This window comes from Pusillimonas sp. MFBS29, from assembly GCF_020687695.1.
Lineage (GTDB): Bacteria > Pseudomonadota > Gammaproteobacteria > Burkholderiales > Burkholderiaceae_B > Pusillimonas_C.
This window is the reverse complement of the sequence record NZ_JAJEWL010000001.1, coordinates 85,522-110,748: the sequence shown is the minus strand read 5'-3', so window position 1 is coordinate 110,748 and position 25,227 is coordinate 85,522. Positions and strand designations below refer to the sequence as shown.

Annotated in this window: 21 protein-coding genes, 1 tRNA gene and 1 pseudogene; 8 read left to right on the top strand and 15 right to left on the bottom strand. The window is 59.4% G+C overall.

The features are described from left to right. Window positions 1–4 precede the first annotated feature (4 nt). On the top strand, window positions 5–1,285 hold the full coding sequence (locus tag LKR43_RS00510; protein ID WP_370632042.1) for an MFS transporter: 1,281 nt from the start codon (window positions 5–7) through the stop codon (window positions 1,283–1,285). 24 nt (window positions 1,286–1,309) lie between these two features. Here LKR43_RS00510 and ychF read toward each other — a convergent pair whose 3' ends face one another. The 9 genes from ychF to LKR43_RS00465 all read right to left on the bottom strand — a co-directional run bounded on the left by ychF (window position 1,310) and on the right by LKR43_RS00465 (window position 9,114). Further along, window positions 1,310–2,401, bottom strand: a complete 1,092-nt coding sequence (ychF, locus tag LKR43_RS00505) for a redox-regulated ATPase YchF (RefSeq protein WP_227681864.1) — start codon at window positions 2,399–2,401, stop codon at window positions 1,310–1,312. Between the two features lie 69 nt (window positions 2,402–2,470). Next, window positions 2,471–3,223 (bottom strand): type II CAAX prenyl endopeptidase Rce1 family protein, encoded by a 753-nt coding sequence (locus LKR43_RS00500; protein ID WP_227682285.1) that lies wholly within the window; start codon window positions 3,221–3,223, stop codon window positions 2,471–2,473. A gap of 16 nt (window positions 3,224–3,239) precedes the next feature. After that, window positions 3,240–3,836, bottom strand: coding sequence for an aminoacyl-tRNA hydrolase (pth, locus tag LKR43_RS00495; protein ID WP_227681863.1), 597 nt, complete (start codon window positions 3,834–3,836; stop codon window positions 3,240–3,242). A gap of 75 nt (window positions 3,837–3,911) precedes the next feature. After that, window positions 3,912–4,535, bottom strand: coding sequence for a 50S ribosomal protein L25/general stress protein Ctc (locus LKR43_RS00490; protein WP_227681861.1), 624 nt, complete (start codon window positions 4,533–4,535; stop codon window positions 3,912–3,914). Between the two features lie 126 nt (window positions 4,536–4,661). Then, window positions 4,662–5,612: a ribose-phosphate pyrophosphokinase gene (locus LKR43_RS00485; RefSeq protein ID WP_227681859.1), complete on the bottom strand. Its 951-nt coding sequence runs from the start codon at window positions 5,610–5,612 to the stop codon at window positions 4,662–4,664. A gap of 113 nt (window positions 5,613–5,725) precedes the next feature. Beyond that, window positions 5,726–5,802, bottom strand: a tRNA-Gln gene (locus LKR43_RS00480). 2 nt (window positions 5,803–5,804) lie between these two features. Continuing rightward, window positions 5,805–6,728 (bottom strand): 4-(cytidine 5'-diphospho)-2-C-methyl-D-erythritol kinase, encoded by a 924-nt coding sequence (gene ispE / locus LKR43_RS00475; RefSeq protein WP_227681857.1) that lies wholly within the window; start codon window positions 6,726–6,728, stop codon window positions 5,805–5,807. Between the two features lie 29 nt (window positions 6,729–6,757). Beyond that, window positions 6,758–7,339 (bottom strand): lipoprotein insertase outer membrane protein LolB, encoded by a 582-nt coding sequence (gene lolB, locus LKR43_RS00470; protein ID WP_227681855.1) that lies wholly within the window; start codon window positions 7,337–7,339, stop codon window positions 6,758–6,760. Then, a complete protein-coding gene (locus tag LKR43_RS00465) occupies window positions 7,336–9,114 on the bottom strand; it encodes a tetratricopeptide repeat protein (RefSeq protein WP_227681853.1) in 1,779 nt (592 codons plus the stop codon). The genes lolB and LKR43_RS00465 overlap by 4 nt, the downstream gene beginning before the upstream one ends. A gap of 84 nt (window positions 9,115–9,198) precedes the next feature. Here LKR43_RS00465 and mutM point away from each other — a divergent pair, with 84 nt between their 5' ends. From mutM to fahA, 6 genes are all read left to right on the top strand, one after another. Beyond that, window positions 9,199–10,026: a bifunctional DNA-formamidopyrimidine glycosylase/DNA-(apurinic or apyrimidinic site) lyase gene (gene mutM, locus LKR43_RS00460; protein ID WP_227681851.1), complete on the top strand. Its 828-nt coding sequence runs from the start codon at window positions 9,199–9,201 to the stop codon at window positions 10,024–10,026. A 92-nt stretch (window positions 10,027–10,118) separates the two neighbouring features. Further along, window positions 10,119–11,072: an MBL fold metallo-hydrolase gene (locus tag LKR43_RS00455; RefSeq protein WP_227681848.1), complete on the top strand. Its 954-nt coding sequence runs from the start codon at window positions 10,119–10,121 to the stop codon at window positions 11,070–11,072. A 26-nt stretch (window positions 11,073–11,098) separates the two neighbouring features. Further along, window positions 11,099–12,769: an FAD-dependent oxidoreductase gene (locus LKR43_RS00450; RefSeq protein ID WP_227681847.1), complete on the top strand. Its 1,671-nt coding sequence runs from the start codon at window positions 11,099–11,101 to the stop codon at window positions 12,767–12,769. After that, window positions 12,766–12,966, top strand: a complete 201-nt coding sequence (locus tag LKR43_RS00445) for a DUF2783 domain-containing protein (RefSeq protein ID WP_227681845.1) — start codon at window positions 12,766–12,768, stop codon at window positions 12,964–12,966. The genes LKR43_RS00450 and LKR43_RS00445 overlap by 4 nt, the downstream gene beginning before the upstream one ends. Before the next feature lie 21 nt (window positions 12,967–12,987). Then, complete coding sequence (hmgA, locus tag LKR43_RS00440) at window positions 12,988–14,289, top strand: homogentisate 1,2-dioxygenase (RefSeq protein WP_227681843.1); 1,302 nt, start codon at window positions 12,988–12,990, stop codon at window positions 14,287–14,289. A gap of 20 nt (window positions 14,290–14,309) precedes the next feature. Further along, entirely contained in the window at window positions 14,310–15,626 is a 1,317-nt protein-coding gene (gene fahA, locus LKR43_RS00435; protein ID WP_227681841.1) for a fumarylacetoacetase, read from the top strand. On the opposite strand, the gene LKR43_RS00430 is transcribed toward fahA, so the two are convergent. Continuing rightward, window positions 15,609–17,039 carry an FAD-binding oxidoreductase gene (locus LKR43_RS00430; protein ID WP_227681840.1) on the bottom strand — a complete coding sequence of 477 codons (1,431 nt, stop codon included), beginning with the start codon at window positions 17,037–17,039 and terminating at the stop codon, window positions 15,609–15,611. The two genes, fahA and LKR43_RS00430, sit on opposite strands and share 18 nt — an antisense overlap. Window positions 17,040–17,281: 242 nt before the next feature. Between LKR43_RS00430 and LKR43_RS00425 the strand changes: the two genes are divergently transcribed. After that, window positions 17,282–18,673: a phosphomannomutase/phosphoglucomutase gene (locus LKR43_RS00425; protein WP_227681839.1), complete on the top strand. Its 1,392-nt coding sequence runs from the start codon at window positions 17,282–17,284 to the stop codon at window positions 18,671–18,673. A gap of 28 nt (window positions 18,674–18,701) precedes the next feature. On the opposite strand, the gene LKR43_RS16255 is transcribed toward LKR43_RS00425, so the two are convergent. The 5 genes and pseudogenes from LKR43_RS16255 to LKR43_RS00405 all read right to left on the bottom strand — a co-directional run bounded on the left by LKR43_RS16255 (window position 18,702) and on the right by LKR43_RS00405 (window position 25,218). Further along, complete coding sequence (locus tag LKR43_RS16255) at window positions 18,702–19,862, bottom strand: glycosyltransferase family 4 protein (protein WP_370632053.1); 1,161 nt, start codon at window positions 19,860–19,862, stop codon at window positions 18,702–18,704. 177 nt (window positions 19,863–20,039) lie between these two features. Beyond that, window positions 20,040–21,014 (bottom strand): annotated as a pseudogene (locus tag LKR43_RS16250) (glycosyltransferase); the annotation flags it as partial. Then, entirely contained in the window at window positions 21,011–22,141 is a 1,131-nt protein-coding gene (locus LKR43_RS00415; protein ID WP_227681837.1) for a glycosyltransferase family 4 protein, read from the bottom strand. The gene LKR43_RS00415 and the pseudogene LKR43_RS16250, both read right to left, overlap by 4 nt. Then, the gene (asnB, locus tag LKR43_RS00410) at window positions 22,138–24,057 is read right to left on the bottom strand and encodes an asparagine synthase (glutamine-hydrolyzing) (protein WP_227681836.1); all 1,920 of its coding nucleotides are present in this window, start codon (window positions 24,055–24,057) and stop codon (window positions 22,138–22,140) included. Before asnB ends, LKR43_RS00415 begins: the two co-directional genes overlap by 4 nt. A 36-nt stretch (window positions 24,058–24,093) precedes the next feature. After that, complete coding sequence (locus LKR43_RS00405) at window positions 24,094–25,218, bottom strand: glycosyltransferase family 4 protein (RefSeq protein ID WP_227681835.1); 1,125 nt, start codon at window positions 25,216–25,218, stop codon at window positions 24,094–24,096. Window positions 25,219–25,227 lie beyond the last annotated feature (9 nt).

Below are 25,227 nucleotides of genomic sequence, written 5' to 3'. Positions count from 1 at the left end.
TGAAGTGGCACAAAATCGCATGGGCAGTTGGTATTTTGGCTGGAATATCGTTGCCGGCGCCGCGTTCCTGACCATGTTGACGGTTGGGCTGCGCATGAGCATAGGCCCCTTCTTTCTGCCCATCGCAGACGACCTCGACTTCAGTCGCAGCATGTTGGCCACCATCGTGGCGGTGGGCATGCTGTTCTACGGCCTGGCCATGCCGGTGGCCGGGCACCTGGTTGCCGCGCGCAGCACACGTTTCGTACTTCTGCTGGGCATGATCTTCGTATTGCTGTCATCAGCATGGGCCACCGTTGCAACCGGCCCCATCAGTTTCATGCTGTCGTTCGGCGTCCTGCTATCAATAGGCCTGGCTTTTGTCAGCCCGGTCACCCTGACTCCCGTGCTAAGTGCCTGGTTTACGCGCCGGCGCGGCATGGCCCTGTTCTTCCTGTCCACCGGCGCCATGGCAGGCATCGCCATCCTGACACCCGTACTGAGCTTCCTGATCGACACCATGGGGTGGCGCACAACCTTGCTGGGCTTTGCCATATTTCTGACGCTGGTCACCTTGCCGCTTGCATTCCTGGTCATTCGTGACGAAGCCCCGCCTCAAACCGACGTCCTTCCGGACGACACCGACCAGGCATCAGGACGGTCGGCACGCGCAATGCCAGGCGCGCCGGCCTATGCCAACATCAAGGCGCATGATGCCTTCCATTCGGTTCCGTTCTGGAAAGTCGCGTACGGTCTGTTCGCCTGTGGCTACAGCATGAACCTGCTGGGTGCCCACGGCGTACCCATGCTGGTGGACCACGGTTTCGACCACATGACCGGCGCATTCGGCATCGGGCTGATAGGCTTTTCCGCCATCTTCAGCACCCTGGTGCTTGGGCGCCTGTCAGATATCATCCCGCGCAAGAACATACTGACCGCCATCTACCTGATACGCGGCCTGGGATTCTTTGCCCTGGTCATGGTGGGTACGCAATGGGAGCTGTACCTGGCCGCCACCATAGGCGGCATAGTGTGGGCCGGCAGCGTGGCATTGTCATCGGCCATACTGGCCGACGTCTATGGCGTGCGCCTGGTGGGTGTACTTTACGGCTGGGCCTACCTGGGCCACCAGATAGGCGGCACCATCAGTTCCTGGCTGGGCGGATGGGGCTATGAAACCTTCGGCACCCACTGGGTGGCATTCGGCAGCGCCGGCGTGCTGCTGCTGATTGCCGCCCTCATATCGATCACGCTGCCCAGGCAGGGATACAGCCTGGCCACACCGGCTGCTGCCGGCGGACGTTAGTGCGTATTGCGGTCGATAGCCGGATCACACGTTGAACAAGAAATTCAAGACGTCTCCGTCCTTCACCACATATTCCTTGCCCTCGGCGCGCATCTTGCCGGCTTCCTTGGCGCCCTGCTCGCCCTTGCAGGCGACGAAATCATCGTAGGCTATGGTTTGCGCACGGATGAAGCCGCGTTCGAAGTCGGTGTGAATGACGCCGGCCGCACGGGGAGCGGTATCGCCTATCAGTATGGTCCAGGCGCGCACTTCCTTTACGCCGGCAGTGAAATAAGTCTGCAGGCCCAACAGAGTGTAGGCGGCGCGAATCACACGGTTAAGGCCGGGTTCGGTCATGCCCATATCGGCCAGGAACTCGGTCTTGTCTTCGTCATCGAGCTCGGCAATTTCAGCTTCGACAGCCGCGCATACAGCCACGACGGGCGCGTTTTCGGCTTTGGCATACTCCTGAACCGCAGCCAGATATTCGTTGTTCTCGAAACCGTCTTCCTTGACGTTGGCCACATACATGCAACGCTTGGCGGTGATGAAGCAGAACGACTTGATCAGTGCCAGGTCGTCTTCATCCAGACCCATGGAGCGTATCGGGCGGGCCTCGTTCAGCACAGGAATGATTTTTTCCAGCAGCGCCACCATTTTGATGGCTTCCTTGTCACCCGCCCGGGCCGTTTTCTGGTTGCGCTGCAGGGCTTTTTCGGCTGACGCCAGGTCGGCCAGGGCCAGTTCGGTATTGATGACTTCAATATCGGAAATGGGATCAATGCGGCCGGCAACGTGAACCACGTTCTCGTCTTCAAAGCAGCGCACAACATGCACGATGGCGTCGGTTTCACGGATATTGGCCAGGAACTGGTTGCCCAGACCCTCGCCCTTGGACGCACCCGCGACCAGGCCTGCGATATCGACGAATTCGACCACAGCCGGCAACACGCGTTCGGGCTTGACGATGTCAGCCAGCGCATTCAGGCGCTCGTCGGGCACCTCGACGACCCCAACGTTGGGCTCTATGGTGCAAAAGGGGTAATTTTCTGCTGCGATACCCGCCTTGGTCAACGCATTGAAAAGGGTTGATTTTCCGACGTTGGGTAAACCAACAATGCCACATTGCAAAGCCATGAGAATCCTGAAATTTAAAGATGAAATCGAAAGTAAACGTATTGTAGGCGATGATGACGCCAGCGCCCGCTACAAGGCATTGACCATGTCGGGCGCCCACTGCATCAACATCCAGACCACCACCAGCGGCCCGCCGTTGAAGATGCCGTGCAGCAGCATGGACGCACCTATGCCTCGCTTGACCCGCAGCCAGCCCAGGACCAGACCCGTCAGCCATTGGGGCAGCACCAGCAGCGGCAACAACCACCACGGCGTGTTGTGCAGCTGGAAGTTATACAAATGCACAGCCGCAAACAATAACGAAGCCGCGTGGAAAACCCAGGGGAAGGCACGGCGAAACGCCAGGCGATAGCGCCACGGCAATGGCCGGCTGGCACACGACGGACCCACCAGGTGGGGCAGCCAGCAAATCAGCAAAATAGCGGCAACCAGCAAGGCGCCACTCCATCCCGGCCCCATCAGCAGGGCGGCTACCGCTGCCGGCACCAGCCACCACAAGCCACCTGGCCGACGCATGCTGTAGCGGAACAGCAGCTCTTCCACTATCGGTGCCCACAGGAGTGCGGCCATCCAGGGTATATCGTGAATATTCAGCCTGTGCGTAGCGCCCCCTGCCGTCGCGGCCGCCACGGCAATTGGCCCGAGGAACACCAGATTTATGCTCCAGAGAAACAAAGCCCACTTCAGCAGCCGCCCTACCGACAATGCAGGGAACCAGTCTTCCCACCATCCACGGGTGGCATGACGGCCAGGCAGGCGCGGCCCCAGACGGGGGCGCACTATAAAGCGGAAGAAATCACGCAGCTCATCACGAAACCGCATATCCGCCGGGCGGCCGTCAGCCACGATTGGCCTCGTGCAGCTGGTTCGTGGCTTGTGTGAATTCGCCGCGCAACAGCGCTGGAAAGATGGCCCGGCAACGATCTATCACACCTTCTATCTGCGTTAATTCTTCCCGACGCGGAGGGTTCAGGACAAACGCGGCAACCTGCTGGGCCAGTCCCAATGTGCGCGGATGCCCTATGCCCAGGCGCAGACGCCAGAACCCCGGATTCGAAAACGCACTCTGTATGTCCTTCAGACCGTTATGGCCGGCATGTCCGCCGCCTTGCTTGAGCTTGACCTGACCAGGCATAAGGTCGAGTTCGTCGTGCAGAACCAGCACCTGCTCGGGAACCAGCTTGTAAAAGCGCAGCAAAGCCCCTGCAGCCTGACCCGAGCGATTCATGAACGTGGCGGGCTTGGCAAGGATGACTGCCTCGCCGTCGTGACGGCCCTTGGCCACCCATGCCGAAAAGCCCTTTTCCATGCTGAAGGACGTCTTCAGGTCGTCAGCCAAATGGTCTGCGAGCCAGAAACCGGCATTGTGGCGGGTAGTCTCGTATTCAGGGCCGGGGTTACCCAGGCCGATGATCAGGCGTATAGGAAGAGTCATGAGCAGAGTCTACACAAGAAAAACCCCCGCCGGCATAAAGCCAGGCAGGGGCTGGAAGGCTGATGGGATAAGCCCTTATTCAGCGGCTTCCTGAGTGCCTTCGGCATCGTCACCGGCTTCTTCAGCGGTGTCACCGCCACGCTTGGCCAGGGCAGCTGCCAGTACCAGGTCGCCTTCAGCGCCGTGTACGGTGTGCACCACGCCTGCGGGCAGAGTGATGTTGGACAGGTAGATGTTGGCACCGCCTTCCAGCTCGCTGAGGTCAACCTCAATGGCTTGGGGCAGGTCTGCAGGCAGGCAGGTCACTTCGAGTTCGGTCATGACGTGGCTGATGATCTGGCCATGGATCTTGACTGCGGGCGAAGCTTCACCGTTGACGTAGTGCAGGGGCACCTTGGTGGTGATGGTCTGCTTGGCGTCAACGCGCTGGAAGTCAACGTGCAGGACCTGCTGCTTGTAGGGGTGCCATTGAACGGCGCGCAGCAATACTTGCTGGCTCTTGCCGTCCAGTTCCATGTCGAGAATGGATGCGTGGAAGGCTTCCTTGCGCAGGGCATGGAAAATTTCGTTGTGGTCAAGCTCGATGCTCAGGGGATCGGCTTTGCCGCCGTAAACGATGGCGGGAACACGGCCAGCGTGGCGCAGGCGGCGGCTCGCACTCGTACCCTTATCGCTACGCGAAGTGGCGTTGAATTTCATGAAGAACTCCAGTTGCATTTAAGTCTGCACAGTCTGTAAAGACGGCGCAGACCCAGTTGGTAAACGCGGCGCGATATTGCGCCGCGAACGACTGTTGCCTGCCGCGACCAGCAGGCAACGAGTGTACTAATCGACGAAAAGGGAACTGACCGATTCGGCGTTCGAAATTCGCAGCATGGTTTCGCCCAACAGCGAAGCGCAAGAAAGCTGACGAATCTTCTTGCAGTCACGTGCGGATTCCGACAAGGGAATCGTATCAGTCACGACCAGCTCGTCGAGCTCTGATTCCATAATGCGTTGCACCGCGCCACCCGACAATACCGGATGGGTGCAATAGGCATAAACCGTGGTTGCGCCGCGTTCCTTGAGCGCTTGCGCAGCCTTGCAAAGCGTACCGGCCGTATCGACCATGTCATCCATGATGATGCAGGTACGGCCATCGACTTCGCCGATGATATTCATGACTTCCGACACATTGGCACGCGGTCGACGCTTGTCGATGATGGCCAGGTCGGCTTCAAGTTGTTTGGCCAGCGCACGGGCCCGCACCACACCACCGATGTCGGGTGACACCACGACCAGGTTCTGATAGTTGCGACGCCAGATATCGCCCAGCAAAATCGGGCCTGCATAGATGTTATCGACAGGGATATCAAAGAAGCCCTGGATTTGATCGGCATGCAGGTCCATGGTCATGACGCGATCAACACCCACTACCTGCAGCATGTTGGCAACGACCTTGGCCGATATGGACACACGGGCGGAGCGTGGGCGTCGATCCTGGCGGGCGTAGCCAAAATACGGAATGGCGGCGGTGATTTTCCCTGCCGAGGCACGGCGCAACGCATCGACCATCACCATGATTTCCATGAGATTATCGTTCGTGGGTGCACAGGTTGGCTGCAGGACGAAAACATCTTTGCCGCGCACGTTCTCGTTGATTTCCACCATGACTTCGCCGTCGGAGAAACGGCCAACGGTCATTTTCCCAAGCGACATGTCTAAGTGATTTGCAACATCGACCGCTAAACGAGTGTTAGCCGTGCCGGTAAAAATCATGAATCTGTCGTTTGCCATGGCGGAGATAGTATGCGTAGCGTTAAACAACAAAGCTGTTGACCAGCACCGCCGTTAGGGGCCGACTCAACAGCTTTACGTTAACTGCACAAGCCTTGCGGCTTGAAAAGAAGTGGCTGGGGAAGAAGGATTCGAACCTTCGCATGCTGGAATCAAAATCCAGTGCCTTAACCAGCTTGGCGATTCCCCAATTTAACTGCTTACCCAGTGCAGAAGCGGATGATCAATCAAGCCCGGACAAGCCCAGCTTTCTTGAATAAACGCATTACCGTGTACACCAGATATTTTACTAATAATTTGCTGCTGCGACATCCGGGCCTGTTGCAAAGTTACAAACTCAACAAAAATACAAGCGCCCGACCCGCTCATTCTTGCGCTGAACCCTCGATCGTACAGCCACTTGGCAGCCTGCTCAACCTTAGGGTACTTCGCAAAAACAACTGGCTCAAGATCGTTGCTTCCAAATAAACCACCTTCAATAAGGCCGTTCTTTGGTGCATTGATTTTTTGCCAATCAGCAAAGACCGTTATTCTGACTGATTCTGTATTTCTTGTCAAATCAGGGGCGGAAAAAACAGCTGCAGTTGGCACATGCTGCGGCGGATGCACAACAAGATAGGACCGCTCGGGCAATTCCACCGGCTCAAGGACGTCGCCTATGCCCCGGGCAAATGCCGGGCGGCCGAAGATAAAGACCGGCACGTCGGCGCCCAGCGGTCGTGCCAGAGCCATCAGCTCATCGCGGCTTAAGCCAGTCTGCCAGAGCCGGTTCAGCGCAATCAGCGTCGTGGCGGCATCACTGGATCCTCCACCCAGCCCTCCTCCGGCAGGAATGTGCTTCTCGTAGCGTATCTGGACACCCTGCCTGGTGCCGGTCGCTTTCTGAAGAGCGTGCGCGGCGCGCAGTACCAGATCATCCTGCGGCGCCAGTCCGGGCAACCCGGCATCTTCATCACGTTCGATTTGCCCGTCACGACGCAAGTCAAAACTCAGGCTGTCACACAGGTCAATGAATCTGAAGACAGTTTCCAGCGTGTGGTAGCCGTCGGCTCGTCGACCGGTAACGTGCAGAAAAAGATTGATTTTGGCCGGCGCGGGCACATCGTACAAAGCCACTTATGCTTTCCTTTGTATCAAAGGCTGCGTCAGTCGCCGTCGACAACCAGCCTCAGACTGATGTCGCGATTGCTGTCTTTGCGATTCAACTGCAGCAGGCGCGGACCGTGGCTGTCGTAACGCGAAAGCCGCACACGCCAGCCATTCTGGCTGAACTCGGTGATCTGACCGGATTCATTCCTCTGCAGGCCATCGGTCTGATCACGACCCGTTTCGCCTTGCAGCCAATCCCGCAAGCCCGCCACCGGCATGGGGCTGCCCAGCACCAGTTCGACCAGATCATCTGCATGCCGCGCCCGCTCTTGGTGGCCATCACTGTGCGTCAGCACGGCCTGGCCAGGCGACACATCGACACGCGCCAAGGTGCTGCCCAGCGGATTGGCCAGATCGAGCCTGAGATTGTTGCCGTCGTCTTGCCAGGCAAACCCGCCCTGAACCGCGTCTCGCTTGCCATCGATATACAGGACATTCAGCGCAAACCGTCCGGTGCGCTCAAAGGTATCTGCATTGACGCCACCTATGCGCTGCGGCGTGGCACAGGCTGTCAGCAGGAACCCGACAAAGGCTGCGCACCACCACAGGCGACAGCGTTTCAGCCACATACCCGTCATTTCAGGGTCACTCCTAATCTTTTCAGGGTCTTGAGCAGCGTTTCATTCTGGGGATCAAGTCCCACCCCCTCTTTCCAGACTTTCCTGGCTTCATCCTGACGCTCGCTGACCCACAGCACTTCGCCAAGGTGGGCGGCCACGTCGGCCGACGGCAGTTGTCGATAGGAGCGCTGCAGATACTCTACGGCCGCTTCATTATCGCCAACCCGGAACAGATACCAGCCAACACTATCCAGGATATACGGATTGTCAGGATCCAGATCGAGGGCACGTTCCAGCAAGTCTTCAGCTTCGTCCAGCAAGCGATCCTGATCGGCATAGGTATAGCCCAGTGCATTGTAGGCATTGGCATTTTCAGGGTCGATTTCTATCACCCGTTTCATCAGGGTCTCGAATCCCTCGATGTTGCCCTGACGTTCCTGCAGCATGGCCAGGTCGTACTTGATCTCGGCTGAGTCGGGGATGTTTTTGTCAGCCCTTTCCAGTATCTCGACAGCGGTATCCGTGCGACCGGCCTCACGATAAATGGATGCCATCGTCAGGGCTGACACCGTACGCTCGTGCACATCCTGGGGCTTCAGGGAATCGATAGTCGCCTTGGCCTTGACCAGGTCTCCCTGACGCGCCTGCAGGACAGCCTTGTGTATCTGCGCCTGAAAACGCAGTGAGCTATCGTCTATCAGATCCAGCTGCTTGATCGCGTCGTCCAGCCTGTTCTGCTTTTCTGCTATCTGCACCAGCAACAGGCGCGCGTCAGAGGCATCGGCCACGGCACTACTGGCCTTGTCGTTGATGGACTGCCTGCGCTGAGTCTGCACGTTGATATAGTCGTACAGCAGCACTTGTGCCTTGTCGTAATTGCCGGCACGAATATTAACCTCGGCCTCGGAGTAAATCAGATCAAAATCTTCCGGAGCGTAGCGGCGCATGGCTGCAACCTGCTCCAGCGCAGCATCGTATTCGCGCCGCTCGACCAGCCGGTTGATCAGCATCATCTGCAAGCGCCGACGCTCGGGATTTTTGGCCAGATACGCTCGGGTCTGGCTAATGGCTGCCTCGGGATCAACCTTGAGGCCATACTCAAGCACGCGCTGGGCGGCATCTTCAGACTCGGGATCCAGACGCTGCGCCTGCTGGGCCTCGCTCAGCGCACGCCCCGCATCCATGGCGGCCCAGGCAGCATCGGACAAGGCCAGGTGCGCCACCGGCAGCTTGCGTTGTGCCGCGGGCAGGGCCTGCTCCATGACCTCGAGCGCCAGACGCTTGTCGGACATCTTGTTGACGATGGCCGAGGCCTGTGCGATTGCCTGCTCTTTGTTGTCGGCCTTTTCTATGCGGGCGTTCAGCGCCGCGGCCAGCCCGGCTGTCTGGCCATTCGAGGCAGACAAGGCGAGCGACGATGCAACCGCTTCCGGATCCTGAGGAGAGAGCATCGCCCATAGCCGCGCAGAAGCCAGCGCCCGCGACAAGTCGCGCGCGACCATGGAAAACTGGAAGGCCCGCTTGGCCAGACGCGGATCGGAGGTTTCACGCGCCAGTTCGAGCAAGGTCTGGCTGGCCATATCGTAGCCACCACGAGTAGCCGATAACTCGGCAGCCACCAATCGGTACAGAATATCGGCGGTAAGCTTGACCGCCGGCAGTTCGCCCGCCCTCAAGCGGATTTGTTCGGCCTGTTCTCGCCCGTTATCGTCCTTGGCCGCCATTGAAGGGGAGGACCAGGCTGCGCAAACCGAAGCAAACACCGCAAGCAGCAAAGGAATGGAGAATTTCATTCAGGAGAACCAGCGCCGCTGCGCCTACGTGCAGCGTCAGGTGGCAAAATTACATAATCAGATCTAGGATGTTATCACCCCCTTATGCCCGAACTACCAGAAGTCGAGACCACACGTCGCGGAATTGCGACGATTATGACCGGCAAGGTGCTTGAACGCTTCGTTGTTTACGAGCCTCGTATGCGCTGGCCCATACCGGCTGAGCTGCCCGCAACCATCAGCGGACACACCGTGCTGTCCTGCGAGCGTCGTGGCAAATACCTGCTGATCAATTTCAGACACGGCACGCAGATCGTCCACCTGGGCATGTCGGGTTCCTTGCGACGCGCACCGATGTCCGAGGAACGACGCAAACACGATCATGCCGAGTGGCTGTTCGACGACGCACGCTTCCTGCTGCACGATCCACGCCGGTTCGGTGCCGTCCTGTGGCACGATGCCGCCGCAGGTCCGGTTGCCGATCATCCACTGCTGGCCAAACTGGGTATCGAGCCCTTCGACCCGCTATTCACAGCTGACTATCTGTACCAGCGTCTGCGCGGCAAGTCACAAGCCATCAAACAGGCACTGCTGGCAGGTGACATCGTGGTTGGAGTGGGCAACATCTATGCATCGGAAGCCTTGTTTCTGGCCCGCATCAATCCAAAAACTGCGGCAGGCAGCCTGTCCCGGGCGCGCTGCCATACGCTGGTGCAAGCCATCCTGACCACTCTGGGCCACGCCCTGGAATCGGGCGGCAGCACATTGCGCGACTATGTCAATGCCACCGGCGAGCCCGGCGCTTATTTTGCCCTGCACTCGTCGGTGTATGAAAAATCCGGCAAACCCTGCTCGATATGCAGTACGCCCATAAGACGCATCGTCCAGGGCCAGCGCGCCACTTACTTTTGCCCGAAATGCCAACGCCGCTAGTTGATATTCGTTTATATCAAATACATTGCATATAGACGAATTATCTTCTATATTTGATCTATGTTTGAAAGACCAACCGGAGACACACCCTGATGAGCAAACAATTCGCATCACACGCCGACCTGGAAGACAAGGTCGTTTCATTCGAGAAGCTGTCAGATAACGCCTATGCCTATACGGCCGAAGGCGATCCCAACACCGGCATCATCATCGGCGACGACGCCGTCATGGTCATCGATACCCAGGCCACCCCGGTCATGGCACAAGACGTTATCCGGCGCGTCAGGGAAGTCACCGACAAACCCATCAAATACATCCTGCTGTCGCACTATCACGCCGTTCGGGTTCTGGGCGCCTCAGCCTATAACGCCCAGGAAATCATCGCCAGCCGCGACACTTACGACCTGATAGTCGAACGCGGCGAAGAAGACAAGGCCAGCGAAATCGGCCGCTTTCCCCGACTGTTCCGCAACGTCGAATCAGTACCACCCGGCCTGACCTGGCCCACCATCACCTTTGATGGCGAAATGACGGTCAACCTGGGCAATCTCGAGGTACAGATCCTTCAGGTCGGCCGCGGCCACACCAAAGGCGACACCATTGCCTGGCTGCCTGAACAACGCATTCTCTTTGCAGGCGACCTGGTCGAGTATCAGTCCACCCCCTATGCCGGTGACTGCTACTTCCGCGAATGGCCGCACACGCTGGACACCCTGGCCGAATTCGACGCCGAAAAAATGGTGCCCGGCCGCGGGCCGGCCTTGAAATCCGCCAATGAAGTGCGCAAAGGCCTGGCCGGTACTCGCGCCTTCCTGACAGACCTGTACACCTGCGTGAACAACGGTGTGGCCGATGGCAAAGACCTGAAAACCATCTATCGCGAAACCTATGATTTCATGAAGCCGCGCTATGCCGACTGGGTGATTTTCGATCATTGCATGCCGTTCGATGTATCGCGGGCCTACGATGAAGCCACGGGCTACGACGATCCCCGTATCTGGACCGCCGAACGCGACATCGAAATGTGGAAGCAGCTCGAAGGCTAAGGTCAGAACAAACAAGGAGCACAGGTGTGGGAGACATCAATTATCAAGCTCTGGAGTTCGACCATCAGCCGGCAGAGCAAAGCCACAAGCATCACCCTGTTCTGGTCGTCGGCGCCGGGCCCGTGGGCCTGTCCATGGCGCTGGACCTGGCGCAGCGTGGCCTGAAGGTCCTGATCATCGACGACGATTACCGCCTGTCCACCGGATCGCGCGCCATCTGCTTCGCCAAGCGTACCCTGGATATCTGGGACAGGCTGGGCATAGGCGAACGCATGGTCAAAAAGGGCATTTCCTGGAACGTCGGGCGGGTTTACTTTCAGGATGAAGAAGTCTGGCGCTTCGACCTGCTGCCCGAACAGGGTCACAGGCGGCCGGCCTTCATCAATCTGCAGCAATATTATTGCGAAGGCTTCCTGTACGAGCAGGTGGCCGGCCACCCCGATATTGAGCTGCGCTGGAAACACAAGGCCGCCGCTATCGAGTCACTGCCCAACGGCGTAAACGTCACGGTCGAGTCCCCGAACGGCTCTTATACGCTCACGGCCGACTGGCTGGTCGCTTGCGACGGCGCCCGTTCACCCCTGCGAAAAATGCTGGGCCAGGAAAGTCACGGGCGCAGCTTTCGCGACCGCTTCCTTATTGCCGACGTGCGCATGCAGGCCGACTATCCCACAGAGCGCTGGTTCTGGTTCGATCCGCCGTTTCATCCGGGACTATCGGTTCTGTTGCACAGCCAGCCCGACAACGTATGGCGCATAGACTTTCAGCTGGGCTGGGATGCCGATCCGGTCGAAGAGGTCAAACCCGAAAATGTCATACCGCGCATACGTGCACTGCTGGGTCCCAAGGCAGAGTTCGAACTCGAATGGGTCAGCATCTATACCTTTGCCTGCGAACGCATGGACCAATTCCGGCATCAACGCATACTCTTTGCCGGCGATGCGGCGCATCGGGTATCGCCTTTCGGTGCACGCGGCGCCAACAGCGGTGTTCAGGACATAGACAACCTGGGCTGGAAGCTGGCCCTGGTGGCTCAAGGGAGCGCGCCCGAAGCGCTGCTCGACAGCTACGCAGTCGAACGCGAACTGGCCGCAGACGAAAACATTCTGAACTCGTCGCGCTCCACTGATTTCATCACACCCAAAAGCGAGATGAGCCTGTTGTTCCGCAACACGGTCCTGAAGCTGGCCAAGCATCACGATTTCGCCCGCAAGCTGGTCAATAGCGGGCGCCTGTCGACCCCCACTGCCTACGTCGGATCCAGCCTGAACACCGCAGACAGCGATGCTTTCACCACAGACCTGCTGCCCGGTTCGGTCGCTCCGGACGGCCCCGTTACAGTAGACGGACAAAAAGACTGGTGGCTGGGCCGGCTTGCCAACGAGTTCACTGCGGCCGTGTTCTGCAACGACAAGCTGCCCGACGACAGCGTGCTGCAAGACCTGGCGCGGTTGCAGGAAAAGGAACCCCGGCTCAAGGTGATACTCGTGCTTGCGCCCGGACTGGCGCTCAGGGCACCGGCCAATACCGCCTGGGTACAAGACCACCAAATGACGCTTGCGCGCCGCTATGACGCGCTCGAGGGCGCCTGCTACCTCATCCGGCCCGACCAGCATATCGCCGCCCGCTGGCGCAAACCCGATGCAACACGCATTGCAGCCGCCCTGCGACGCGCCTGCGGCCAGGAGACACCATGAGTCACTTGAACACCCAATCACAATTCCCGTCACCCGACGACTTTTACGAACGTCTGATCGAGGCGCATCGCGACCTCAGTCTTGAGCAGAGCCACGCCATGAATGCAGCGCTGGTACTGCTGCTGTCGAATCATATTGGCGATCTCGAAGTCGTAAGCCAGGCCTTTTCCCAGGCTCGCGCCACCGTCGAGCCCTAACTACTTCAGGAAATCCGCAACATGACCACGCTCACCTACCAATCGGGCTTTGGCAACAGCTGCGCCACCGAAGCGCTGCCCGGCGCCCTGCCCGTCGGGCGCAACTCGCCACAGGTCTGCCCGTATGGCCTGTATGCCGAACAGCTTTCCGGTACCGCCTTCACCGTGCCACGCGCCGAAAATCGCCGCTCGTGGCTATACCGTATACGCCCGGCCGCCGTGCAAAAGGCCTTTGAGCCCTATCAGGGCGCAAAGGGCTGGTCCAGCCAGTTCGGACAAGGGCCCGTCAGCCCCAATCGCCTGCGCTGGAACCCGCTGCCCATGCCCGAGGCCGCCACCGACTTCATCGACGGCATGCACACATGGGCCGGCAACGGTCACAGTGATGACCTAAGCGGCGTCAGCATCAATTTGTATGTCGCCAACCAGTCCATGCAAAACCGTGTCTTCTATAACGCCGACGGCGAAATGCTCATCGTGCCCCAGGAAGGCCGCCTGCGCCTGGCCACGGAACTTGGCCTGATTGACCTGGAGCCTTGCGAAATAGCCGTTATTCCGCGGGGTGTACGGTTTCGCGCAGAGCTGCCTGATGGAACGGCACGCGGCTACATGCTGGAAAACTACGGTGCCGCCTTGCGGCTGCCCGAGCTGGGGCCCATCGGTTCGAACGGTCTGGCCAATGCACGCGACTTTCAGATACCCGTCGCCTGGTATGAAGACATTGAAGGCGAATTCGAGCTGATTGCCAAATTCACGGGCGGCATGTGGCGCACCATGCTGTCTCACTCGCCGCTGGATGTCGTGGCCTGGCAAGGCACCAACGCGCCATACAAATATGACCTGCGCCGCTTCAATACCATAGGCTCCATCAGCTACGACCACCCGGACCCTTGCATCTTCACGGTTCTGACTTCACCATCCGATACCCCGGGTGCGGCAAACCTCGATTTCGCCATTTTCCCGCCGCGCATCCTGGCCATGCAAGACACCTTCCGCCCACCCTGGTTCCACCGCAACATCGCCGGCGAGTTCATGGGTTTGATCCAGGGGGTGTACGATGCCAAGGCAGACGGGTTTTCGCCGGGCGGTTCCAGTTTGCACAATTGCATGACGCCGCATGGGCCCGACGCACAAACCTTTGAAAAAGCATCGGTCGCCGATCTGAGCCAGCCAGACTATATTCGTGACACCATGGCCTTCATGTTTGAAACCCGGCGCATCATTCGGCCCACCGATGCCGCCATGTCGTCGGCCACACTGCAAAGCGGTTACGACGATGCCTGGGCAGGCCTGAAAAAGCACTTCGATCCGAACAAACCTTAAAGCAAGGACCAAAACCAACGATGTCTTACCTTAACGAAACCCACGATCCCTCAATGCAAAGCTGGGTGGTTTCGGCCAACGTGCCCGATAACGGTTTCCCCATACAGAACCTGCCTTTCGGGGTGTTTCGTCCACAAGGCAGCCCGAACTTCCGCCCCGGTATCGCCATCGGCAACCAGGTACTCGATCTGGCTGCCCTGGCAGGGGTACAGCCCTTCACCGGTCAGGCTGCGCAAGCCCTGGAGGCCTGCCAGGGCGACTCCCTGAACGCCCTGATGGGCCTGGGCCAGCCACACTGGTCCGCCTTGCGTCTGGCGCTGTCACGGGCATTGCGTCAAGGGTCAGCACAGCAGGCCGTGCTCGAACCTCTGCTTGTCGGTGCCGACCAGGTCGAAATGGGCTTGCCGGCCCGCATAGGCGACTACACCGACTTCTACATCTCGGCCCATCATGCAACTGCCGTGGGCAAGCAATTTCGCCCCGACAATCCGCTGCTGCCCAACTACAAGTGGATACCCATCGGCTATCACGGACGCGCTTCCAGCATCCAGGCAACAGGCCATTCCTTCCCCCGCCCTGTAGGCCAGACCCGGCCTGCATCCGAAGGCGGTACGCCCGGCTTCGGCCCCTGCCAGCGCCTTGATTACGAACTCGAGCTGGGCATATTCGTGGGCCAGGGCAACGCGCAAGGTGAGCGCATTGCGCTCGACGACGCCGATGCACACGTGTTCGGTCTGTGTATTTTGAATGACTGGTCGGCCCGAGACCTGCAGGCCTGGGAATACCAGCCCCTGGGCCCTTTTCTGGCCAAGAACTTTGCCAGCACCATTTCACCCTGGATCGTCACACTGGAAGCACTGGCGCCGTTCCGCATCCCCTTCGAACGCGACGCGAACGACCCGCAGCCGCTGCCTTATCTCAGTTCGGCGCAAAACCAGGAATACGGCGCCTTCGACATAGACTTGCAGGTTTTCCTGAGCACGCAGACTTCGCGCGCGGCTCAGGCCGAACCCGCATTGCTCTCGACGTCGAATTTCAAGGAAGCTTACTGGAATATTGCCCAGTTGCTGGCCCATCACACGGTTAACGGCTGCAACCTCCAGGCCGGCGACCTGCTGGGTACCGGCACGCTATCCGGCCCCGATCAGGGTCAGGAAGGCTCTTTGCTGGAATTGAACCAGGGCGGCAAACAGGCCGTAAAACTGCCCTGGGGCGAAGAACGCCTGTTCCTGCAGGATTACGATGAAGTCATCCTGCTTGCGGCATGCCACAAAGATGGCTATCCAACCATCAGCCTGGGGCAAGCCTCAGGCACTGTGCTACCCGCCAGGGTTTGACGCAACCAATACCTTGCCAGGATTCATGATGCCCAGCGGATCAAGCGCCTGCTTGATGCTGTGCATCAAGGCAATCTCGACGGGGTCTTTATAACGGGGCAGAACATCGCGCTTAAGCTGCCCCACACCATGCTCGGCACTGATGGATCCGTGGAACTTGTGCACGCTTTCATGCACCAGTTCGTAAATATCAGCCTGCCGCGCCAGCAACTCTTCTTCGGTAAATGCCTGCCCGCGGGCCACGTTGTAATGCAGGTTGCCATCACCCAGGTGCCCGAAGGTAACGTTCTCGATGCCAGGGAAACTGGCCTGCAGCGCCACGTTCGTGGTATTTACGAACTCGGCAATCAGGGAAACCGGTATCGAAACATCGTGCTTGATGCTTTTACCGAATGCTTTTTCGGCCAGCGGTATGCTTTCACGCAAGTGCCACAACGCCTTGCTTTGCGTAATGTTCTCGGCAATGACGGCATCAGCCACAAGCCCGTCCTCTATGGTTTCGCCCACCACCGTTTCGAAGCGTTCGCGGGCATGCTCTGCACTTTCACTGTCAGACAGCTCCAGCAAGGCATACCAGGGCATATCAGCTGACGGGCCTTCAAACGGAATACGCTGCTGCGGATAACACGTCACAACACCCTGCAGGCAATTACCGGCGATCAGCTCGAACCCCGTCAGTGCCGCGCCAAAGCCCTTGCGTGCCGCCGACAGAACCTTGACCGCATCATCGACCGATTCCAGCGCCAGCAAGGCGGTGCACTGAGCGACCGGCAAAGGAAAAAGCTTGAGCGTGGCAGCCGTAATGATGCCCAGCGTACCCTCGCTGCCCATGTACAGATTGCGCAGATCGTAGCCGGTGTTGTCTTTGCGCAAGCCTCGCAGCCCGTGCCAGATCTCGCCTTGCGGCGTCACGACCTCAAGACCCAGCACCAGGTCGCGGGCATTGCCATAACGCAGCACTTGTGTGCCGCCCGCATTGGTTGCCAGGTTACCGCCCAACGTGCAGCTGCCTTCTGCGGCCAGGCTAAGGGGAAACAAGCGATCAGCGTCGCGCGCCGCCTGCTGCACGGCCTGCAGTATGCAGCCCGCTTCCACGACCATGGTGTCGTTATCGGTATCGATACTGCGCACCGCATTCAGACGGGTCAGCGACAACACGATGGCACTGCCGCTGTTATCAGGGGTTGCGCCACCACACAGGCCGGTATTGCCGCCTTGCGGCACGACGGGAACCCGATTGCTGTTGCACCAGCGCATGATTTGAGCAACTTCGTCGACCGAACCCGGCCGTACGACAGCCAGAGCCGAGCCGCTGTAGCGGCCACGCCAATCTAGCGTATAGGACTCGGTATCCGCACCTGTCAGGACATGCTGTTGACCTACTATCTGGACCAGTTCCTCAATACGATTCATGCTTGCCTTCTTTTATGCAAAATAAACATACTCGGGGGATATTTTAAGGCAATTGGCGAGCAGCCAGCCAAGCATGCGGATACACTCTGAAGCGCCTGCAAACGAGCTGAATCCGCCCATTGGACGATCCCCCCGGGAATCGGGATAATCACGGTTGGAGGATTGCTGAAAACCCGCCATTGCACGGCGTGCTCATGGTGCCCAGCCTCCCTTCTGTGCCCACACCAAGTTAAGGAAGTCTTGTGACGAACACCGTTAACCTGCCTGCAGACGTTTTCAAAGCCTACGATATCCGCGGTACCGTACCCGAGCAGCTCAATGCCGAATTTGCCCGCCTGCTGGGCCTGGCCCTTGCCCAGCAAGCCCGTGCCGAATCCGTCAACACACTGGTCGTGGGCTACGATGGCCGACTGAGCAGCCCCGAGCTGGCACAGGCCCTGCAACATGGGCTTAATCAGGGCGGCATCAACACCATAGACCTGGGCATGGTTCCAACACCGGTCGTCTACTACGGCGCTTACACCCAGCACACCGGTTCGGCTGTTGCCATTACCGGCAGCCACAACCCGTCGAACTACAACGGCTTCAAGATCATGATGGCCGGTCGCACACTGCACGGTGCCGACATTCAGAAGCTGGGCCAGATGATGACTGCACTCGATCCCACAGACGGCATCGAGCAAGGCAGCAGCACCAGGCTCGACCTGCTCGACGCTTATGTAAACGAAATCAGCAGCACAGTCCTGCCGCAGCGCCCCATGAAAATTGCCATCGACTGCGGCAATGGCGTGGGTGGCGTGGTGGCCTCGAAGCTGTACCAGGCCCTGGGCTGCTCGGTCGACGAATTGTATTGCCAGGTAGATGGCAGCTTTCCGAATCATCATCCCGATCCGGCTGATCCGGCCAACCTTCAGGATCTCATCCATCACGTCCAGACCAGCGATTGCGAACTGGGTCTGGCATTCGACGGCGATGCCGACCGCCTCGGTGTCGTCACCAAATCGGGTGAAATTATCTGGCCCGATCGCCAGCTCATCCTGTTCGCCCAGGATGTACTGCAGCGTGTACCCGGCTCCACCATCATCTTTGACGTCAAGTGCAGCCGCCATGTGGCCCGAGCCATCAAGCATGCGGGCGGCAAGCCACAGATGTGGCAAACAGGACACTCTTTGATCAAGGCAAAACTGGCTGAAACAGGCGCACCGCTCGCCGGAGAAATGAGCGGGCACATATTCTTCAAAGAGCGCTGGTACGGCTTTGACGACGGCCTGTATGCCGGCGCACGGTTGCTTGAAATAGTGTCCGCACACGAAGACGCCTCGGCAATACTTGAAGAGCTGCCCAAAGACATCTCCACACCGGAAATCAAGCTGAACATGGCGGAAGGGCAGCCCCATGCCCTGGTCGCCCGCTTGCAGCAAGACGGCAAATTCCCCACGGCAACCAGCATCAGCACCATAGACGGCGTACGCGCCGAGTATGCCGACGGCTTCGGCCTGGCACGTGCCTCCAATACCACACCGGTTGTTGTGCTGCGCTTCGAAGGCGACACAGAGCAAGACATCGAACGCATCAAGGAAGAGTTTCGTCAGGCACTCATCGCGCTCGACCCCGACCTTTCACTGCCGTTTTAAGCCAGGTCGATTTCAGAAGGGGCCGGCTTTATGCCGGCTGCCTGCCCTGCCCCGAAAGCTGAACATAGAGGTCCAGATGCATCTGGGCAACCTTGTTGATATCGAACTCGCTTTCAGCCAGCTCGCGACCGGCGCGGCCCATGGCCTGACGGCGGGCATCATCGTGCGCCAGGGAGACCACCGCGTCGGCCAATGCACGCGCATCGCGCACCGGTACAAGCAGACCCGTAACGTCAGGCGTAATGGCATCGCGGCAACCAGGCACATCGGTCGTGATCACGGCACGCCCGCAAGCGGCCGCCTCGACCAGTGACTTCGGCAAGCCTTCGCGATAAGACGGCAGCACCACGATATGGGCTTGCTGATAAAGCCTGGCCACATCCGTGCGTTCCCCCAGACACTTCACCAGGCCATCCCTCTTCCACTGCTCGAGCTGATCTGACGTAATGCTGGCCGGATTGCCCGGATCGGGGCTGCCCACCAGCTGCCAGCGCAGCCCGCTCGGGTCATTTGCAGTCATGCGCGCGGCCTCGACAAACTCCAGCACACCTTTGTCGGTCAACAAACGTGCTGCCATAATGGCAATGGGCGGCCCGTCGGGCTCGGGCATAAACCGGAACACATCCAGATCAGCACCCGAGCCTCGTATCATCACCACTTGCTCCGACCGCACCACACCAGCCTTGCGCAAGACATCACGATCATTGCCGTTCTGAAAAATTACGCGGCTGTTGCGATGGCCCAGTGCCAGCCGGTAGAGCGTCGTCGCGGCCAAGCGCAAAAAATCAAACCGCTGCGCAGGCCGGGTAAAAATGAAACCCAGGCCCGAGACGGCGGCAAGATAACCAGGCACACCTGCCAGCCTTGCCGCTATTCCCCCGTACAGCACAGGTTTGATTGTCGCGGCATGCACGACGTCGGGCTGCAGCCGGCGAAACAATTGCCACAAGGCATGGATGCTTTTTATTTCTTCCAGTGGGTTCTTGCCGCTGCGCGACATCGGAACCACATGATGCACCAGGCCATGAGCCACGATGTCAGGCACTGAAGGCCCGTCCATGGTCGCCACATGCACGTCAAAGCCGGCATCTCTGGCCGCGATGGCCAACGGCAAACGGTGCGAAAGGAAAAAGGCCGGATTGTTCACCACGAACAACAGGCGTTTCTGATTGCCGGCTTTTTTGGGGATAGTCACGCTGCGCCAAACCTCATGATAGTTATGCACCATGGCATCCAGGCTGAACAGCCGCCCCACCCGCTCACGCCCGCGCCGCACTCGCTCATCGTGTTCGGGGGTACCGAGCAGGCTTACCACGCCATCAATCGCGACAGCTAATGCCTGAGGGTTTTGCGCGGGTGCCACCACGCGCGGATCATCGACCATCATTGCCGCATCACCCACGTCGGTAACCACGCAGGCCACACCGCTGGCCATCGCCTCGGCCACCACGTTGGGGAAGCCTTCGGCACGGCTGGACAACACATGGATGTCCAGCCCATTCATCAGTACGGGCACGTCATCGCGACGACCCAGCAAAATAACCTGCTCCGCAACGCCGTAGCGGTTCAGCAACGCCGCCAATTCGGGATTGGAGGCTTCCATTCCGTGCCCGATCAGCACACATCGTACGGCGGGATGGGTACGCAAGCTGAGCGCCAGCGCAGCCAGCAGATTGTCGTGATCCTTCAGCGGGTTCCAGCGTGCCACACTGCCTATCACCGGCGTATCATCGGTCACACCCCACTGCGCACGCACCTGCTGCCGTGCCTGCGCATCGGCCTGCCAGCGCGACAGGTCATAACCATTGGGAATGACCTGCATGCGGTCGGCACGATAACCCCATGACTGATGGCGTAGCGCCGCACTTTCGGCGCAAGAAACAATGACTGCCGGTATCAACGCAGAACTGCGTGCGCAAAGCCAAGAAAACGCACGCGCCGACAAACTGCTTTTGTGCAAGTCGGCGCCGGAATTGCGTATCCCCCAGCAAACCGGGCGGATACCCGCCATACGCGCAATCAAACCGCCCAGCAGGTCGGCATGGTACATCCAGGTCTGAACCACGTCGGGCTGCAAGGAACGCAACAAGCCATGCATGCGCCAGGCGCCCTTGAGCAAGCCAACCGGAGTCTTCATGTCCAGGGTGTGAACCGGAATGCCGGCCTGAACCAGGCGTGGGCCAAACACGCCGGCGTCACCCATAGAGATGACGCTATGCCGGACGCCGGCCTGCCCGGGCGCCGTTGCCAGGCGGAACAACACCGTTTCCGCCCCGCCCTGGCCTAACCCCGAGATAATGTGGACAACATGCAGCGGCGCAGTATCGGTAACCTGTTTCATACGCGTCCATCCTGCCTGGCAGGCACTCCTGTCGAGGCAAATACAGCATCCCATAAGGCCAGGACTTGCTCCAGGCCATAGCGTGCCCTCACGCTGGCGGCAGCACGCTGGCCGAGCGTGCCGCGCAGCACGTCATCATCAATCAGTTGCCGCAGCCCGGCAACCAGCGCGCCGTGATCATCCAGCGGAATCAGCACGGCATCTCTGCCGTCCTGACTCATTTCCCTAGGCCCGCTGGGACAATCCACCGTGACGCAGGCGCAGCCCAGTGCCATCGCCTCAAGCAACACGTTGGGAAAGCCTTCGACCTGAGAAGTGAGCGCAAAAACATCGGCCCTGGCCAGCTCCTGCCAGGGCTGGCTGGTTCGTCCGGGCAGCGTTATACGCGACTCCAGGCCGGTATCGCGCACCTGTTGTTCGAGTTCACTGCGCAGCGGGCCGTCTCCCCAGATGGTCAGATCCCAGTCCGGGTAGTCGTGAGCCAGCGCAGCAAACGCGGCAATCAACGCATCAAAACGCTTGAACGGAACCATACGCCCCATGGCCATTATTTGCTTGCGTTCTGTCAGTGCCCTTGCCTTACCGGGCCACACCTCGAGATCAGGTGGCAGCGGATTGGGAATGACGCCAAGTTGCTCTACCCCCGGCACCATCTTCTTCAGAGCCTGCACGCCATCCTGTGACTGCATGAGCACTTTGGCAGCCCACGGATAAGTCTTGCGTCTAAGGAACTGCAATACCTTGCCCGCGCTGCTGCTGAAAGCCGGATTGGTGCGCTCGCAGACGATTACCGGCACACCCATGCCCTTGGTCGCCAGCAGCACCATGACATTGACATTGGTCAGAAACGAAACGATGACATCCGGCTGAACCTCGCGCACAAGATTGCGAATGGCGCCTGGTTTGCCGAGTGGCGGCAAGGCCTTGCGGCCGAAGCCACCCATGCGATCAGCCAGCCACTCCAGGCGCACGGCCGGGTCCAGCGGATAGAAACAGCTGCCCTTGCCGGTATAAGTCGGCACCAGGGTAACGGTATCGCCCCGTTTGGCCCAGGCGCTGGCCAAAGTGGCCGCTACACGTTCTGCTCCTCCTGCATGCATGGAACTGACAAAAAAAAGTATCTTCATGGCGAGCCTGTATCCGTATTGGTATCGGCCTTGTCAAGCCAGGCCTGCGTCATGAGCACACTCCACAAATGGGTACTCCAGTCGCGTTTGCCAGACTGATGCTCGAGCCATTTCTGCCTGATGGAGCCTGCATGGAACAAGCCATCGCTTTTCAGCCTTGCAGGGTCCAGCAGCGCTGCTCCCCAGTCTTTCAGGGGGCCTCGCAGCCATGCCGCCATGGGAACCGAAAATCCCTTCTTGGGACGATCCATCATTTCACGCGGCACATGGCGATACAGAACCTGGCGCAGCAGCCACTTGCCCTGTCCGTCCCGTCTTTTATAGGACGAAGGCAGGCGCTGCGCGAACTCGAATATCCGGTGGTCCAGCATGGGCACACGGGTTTCCAGGCTGGACGCCATGGCTGCACGATCGACCTTGACCAGGATATCGTCAGGCAGATAGGTGAGTGCATCAAGCAACATCATCCGCTCAAACAAGCCGGAGTCGGAAGGCTCATCAAAGGGCGTGGCAGGCAACTCGGCTCCGATCACCGCTAGTGCGGGATCTTTCCAGTACGACACGAACTGCCGGTAGAAGGCCCCTTCGTGCGCGGCGCCCAGCACATCGGCAAGCTTCTCGAACTGCTCACGCTGGTGTCCGGCCGGCAGCAAACCGGCTCCCGCACGGGCCAGCGCACCCAAAGGCGCGCGCAAGACAGCCGGTACGGCCTGCCTTCTGTCCCACCATCGCTGGGCCCGAACGTAGCGCGAGTAGCCACCAAACAGTTCATCACCACCGTCACCCGACAAGGCCACGGTTACGTGCTGACGTGTCATGCGCGCAACCAGCGTAGTAGGAATCTGCGACGAGTCTGCAAATGGCTCGTCATAAAGATCCGGCAAGTCGGGCACCACGTTCAGCGCATCGGCGGCACTGACATACAGCTCGGTATGCGTGGTGCCCAGATGCGCCGCCACTGCCCTGGCATATTCGGCCTCGTTGAAAGCGGGATCATCAAACCCTATGGAGAACGTCTGGACGGGCCGGGCGCTCTGGTTCTGCATCAAGGCCACCACCATCGACGAGTCCACGCCTCCGGATAAGAAAGCACCCAGGGCCACATCGGAAATCATCTGCCCCTTAACCGCCTGGCCCAGCAAGGCTTCCAGCGCATCGACGGCTTGAAGGTCAGACTCAAACGACAAGGGATGGTCCTGCGCCTGCCGGCTTACCAGCTGTGCCGACCAATAAGTTTGAGCCGCCGGCAAGCTGGCCTGTTGCAGGTCTTGCGCCGACAGCTCCAGCCAGGTGCCGGGCAACAGCTTGCCTATGCCCTGGTAGATGCTGAACGGCGCCGGGATATAGTTATGCCGCATGAGCAAGGACAAAGCCCTGCGATCTATCTGCTTGTCGAATCCGGGTATGCCTGCAATGGCCTTGAGCTCCGAAGCGAAAACAAAGTTTCCGCCAGCGTAGCCCATGTACAAAGGCTTTTCACCCATACGATCGCGAGCTAGTGCCAGCCTGCCCGTCTGCCTGTCCCACAATGCCAGGGCAAACATACCGGTAGCTGCCTGCAGCGTTGCCTGAATACCCCAGGCAACCAGACAAGCCAGTATCGTCTCGGTATCCGAATGCCCTCGCCAGGCGGGCGCCTTTGCTTGCGCCTCAAGTCGCGCACGCATGTCCGGATGATTGTATATTTCGCCGTTCAGTACCAGCACATAGCGACCACATGCAGAGATCATGGGCTGATGGCCGGCTTCGGTCAGATCCTGGATAGCCAGCCTGACATGCCCCAGCGCCAGGCCGGCAGCATCGTCTGACCAATAGCCATGGCTATCGGGACCACGATGACGCATGCGGCGGCAGCCCACTTCGATTGCCGTACGCTTGTCGGCAAGACCGCCCCAGATTCCAACAATTCCACACATAGTCTGCTCACCTTCGCGCACGCACCTCAAGGTGCGTCAGCGCGCTTCAAATAGGTTGCTCCACAATGCCATGACCCGGGTCGTGGAAAACCGGTCACGCACATCGACGGCACGACGTGCATAGGCTTCGCGCTGTTCAGGATGCGCCATCATGTCGGACAGGTGCGCAGCCAGCGCCTCGGTATCGTCGGCCGGGCTGACCAGCACACCATCTATGCCGTTGCGTACGATTTCGCGCGGCCCTGTCTCGCAGTCGTAGGCAACCGGCGTCAGGCCGCTGGCCATGGATTCCAGCAGTGTGTTGGACAAGCCCTCGACTCTTGAGCTGAGCGCATAAAGATCAGACTGCACATACCAGTCGGCCACATTGCCCACCCTGCCCGGCATGCTGATGCGCTCCGAGAGCCCGGCCTCATCTATCTGAGCCTGCAATGCTTCGCGACAGTCACCCTCGCCCAGTATGACCAGATCCCAGTCCGGGAAGTGACCCGCAATCTCCTCGAACGCCCGTATCAGCAAATCAAAACCTTTGTGCGGGTGCAGGCGCCCAACCGCCAGAATACGATAGCGTCCTTGCCGCGGAGGTGGCTCGATGACGGGCTCTATGCTTTCCAGAGGCCAGCGCACCGCATTGGGGATGACGGTCAGGCGCGACCCCGGCACATGCTCCTCCAGCCATTGCGCCGTGCCCGAGGTCAACGCCACCACCGCCGCCGCTTGCGGATAAGCCCAGCGTCGCAAGCGCAACCACATATTCGACAGCGTTTGGGAAGGCGGATGGGTATGCTCGGTAGCAATCACACGACAAGGCACGCCCCGGGCGGCAATCACGGCCAGTATGGAAGAGGTCGTCATCATGCCCAGCACCACGGTCGGCCGCTCGCGCCGGATAATGCGACGCAGGCTCCAGACACGGCGAATGTTAAGCAATACGGCACCCAGCTTGCCCGTGCTGGCCGAAGCGGTGCCCAGCGCGTGCCGCCGGACCTTGGGATGCAGCGCATAAGCATCGGTGCCGGCATCGGCCTGCGTGACAACGGTGACGCGGTAGCCACGCTGCACCCAGTAGGCGCTCAGATCGGCTGCAACCCGCTCTGCCCCACCTCCGCCCAGTGAGTGAATAACTATCAGCAAATGCGGTTGAACGGATGATTGACTCAAAACAAACCT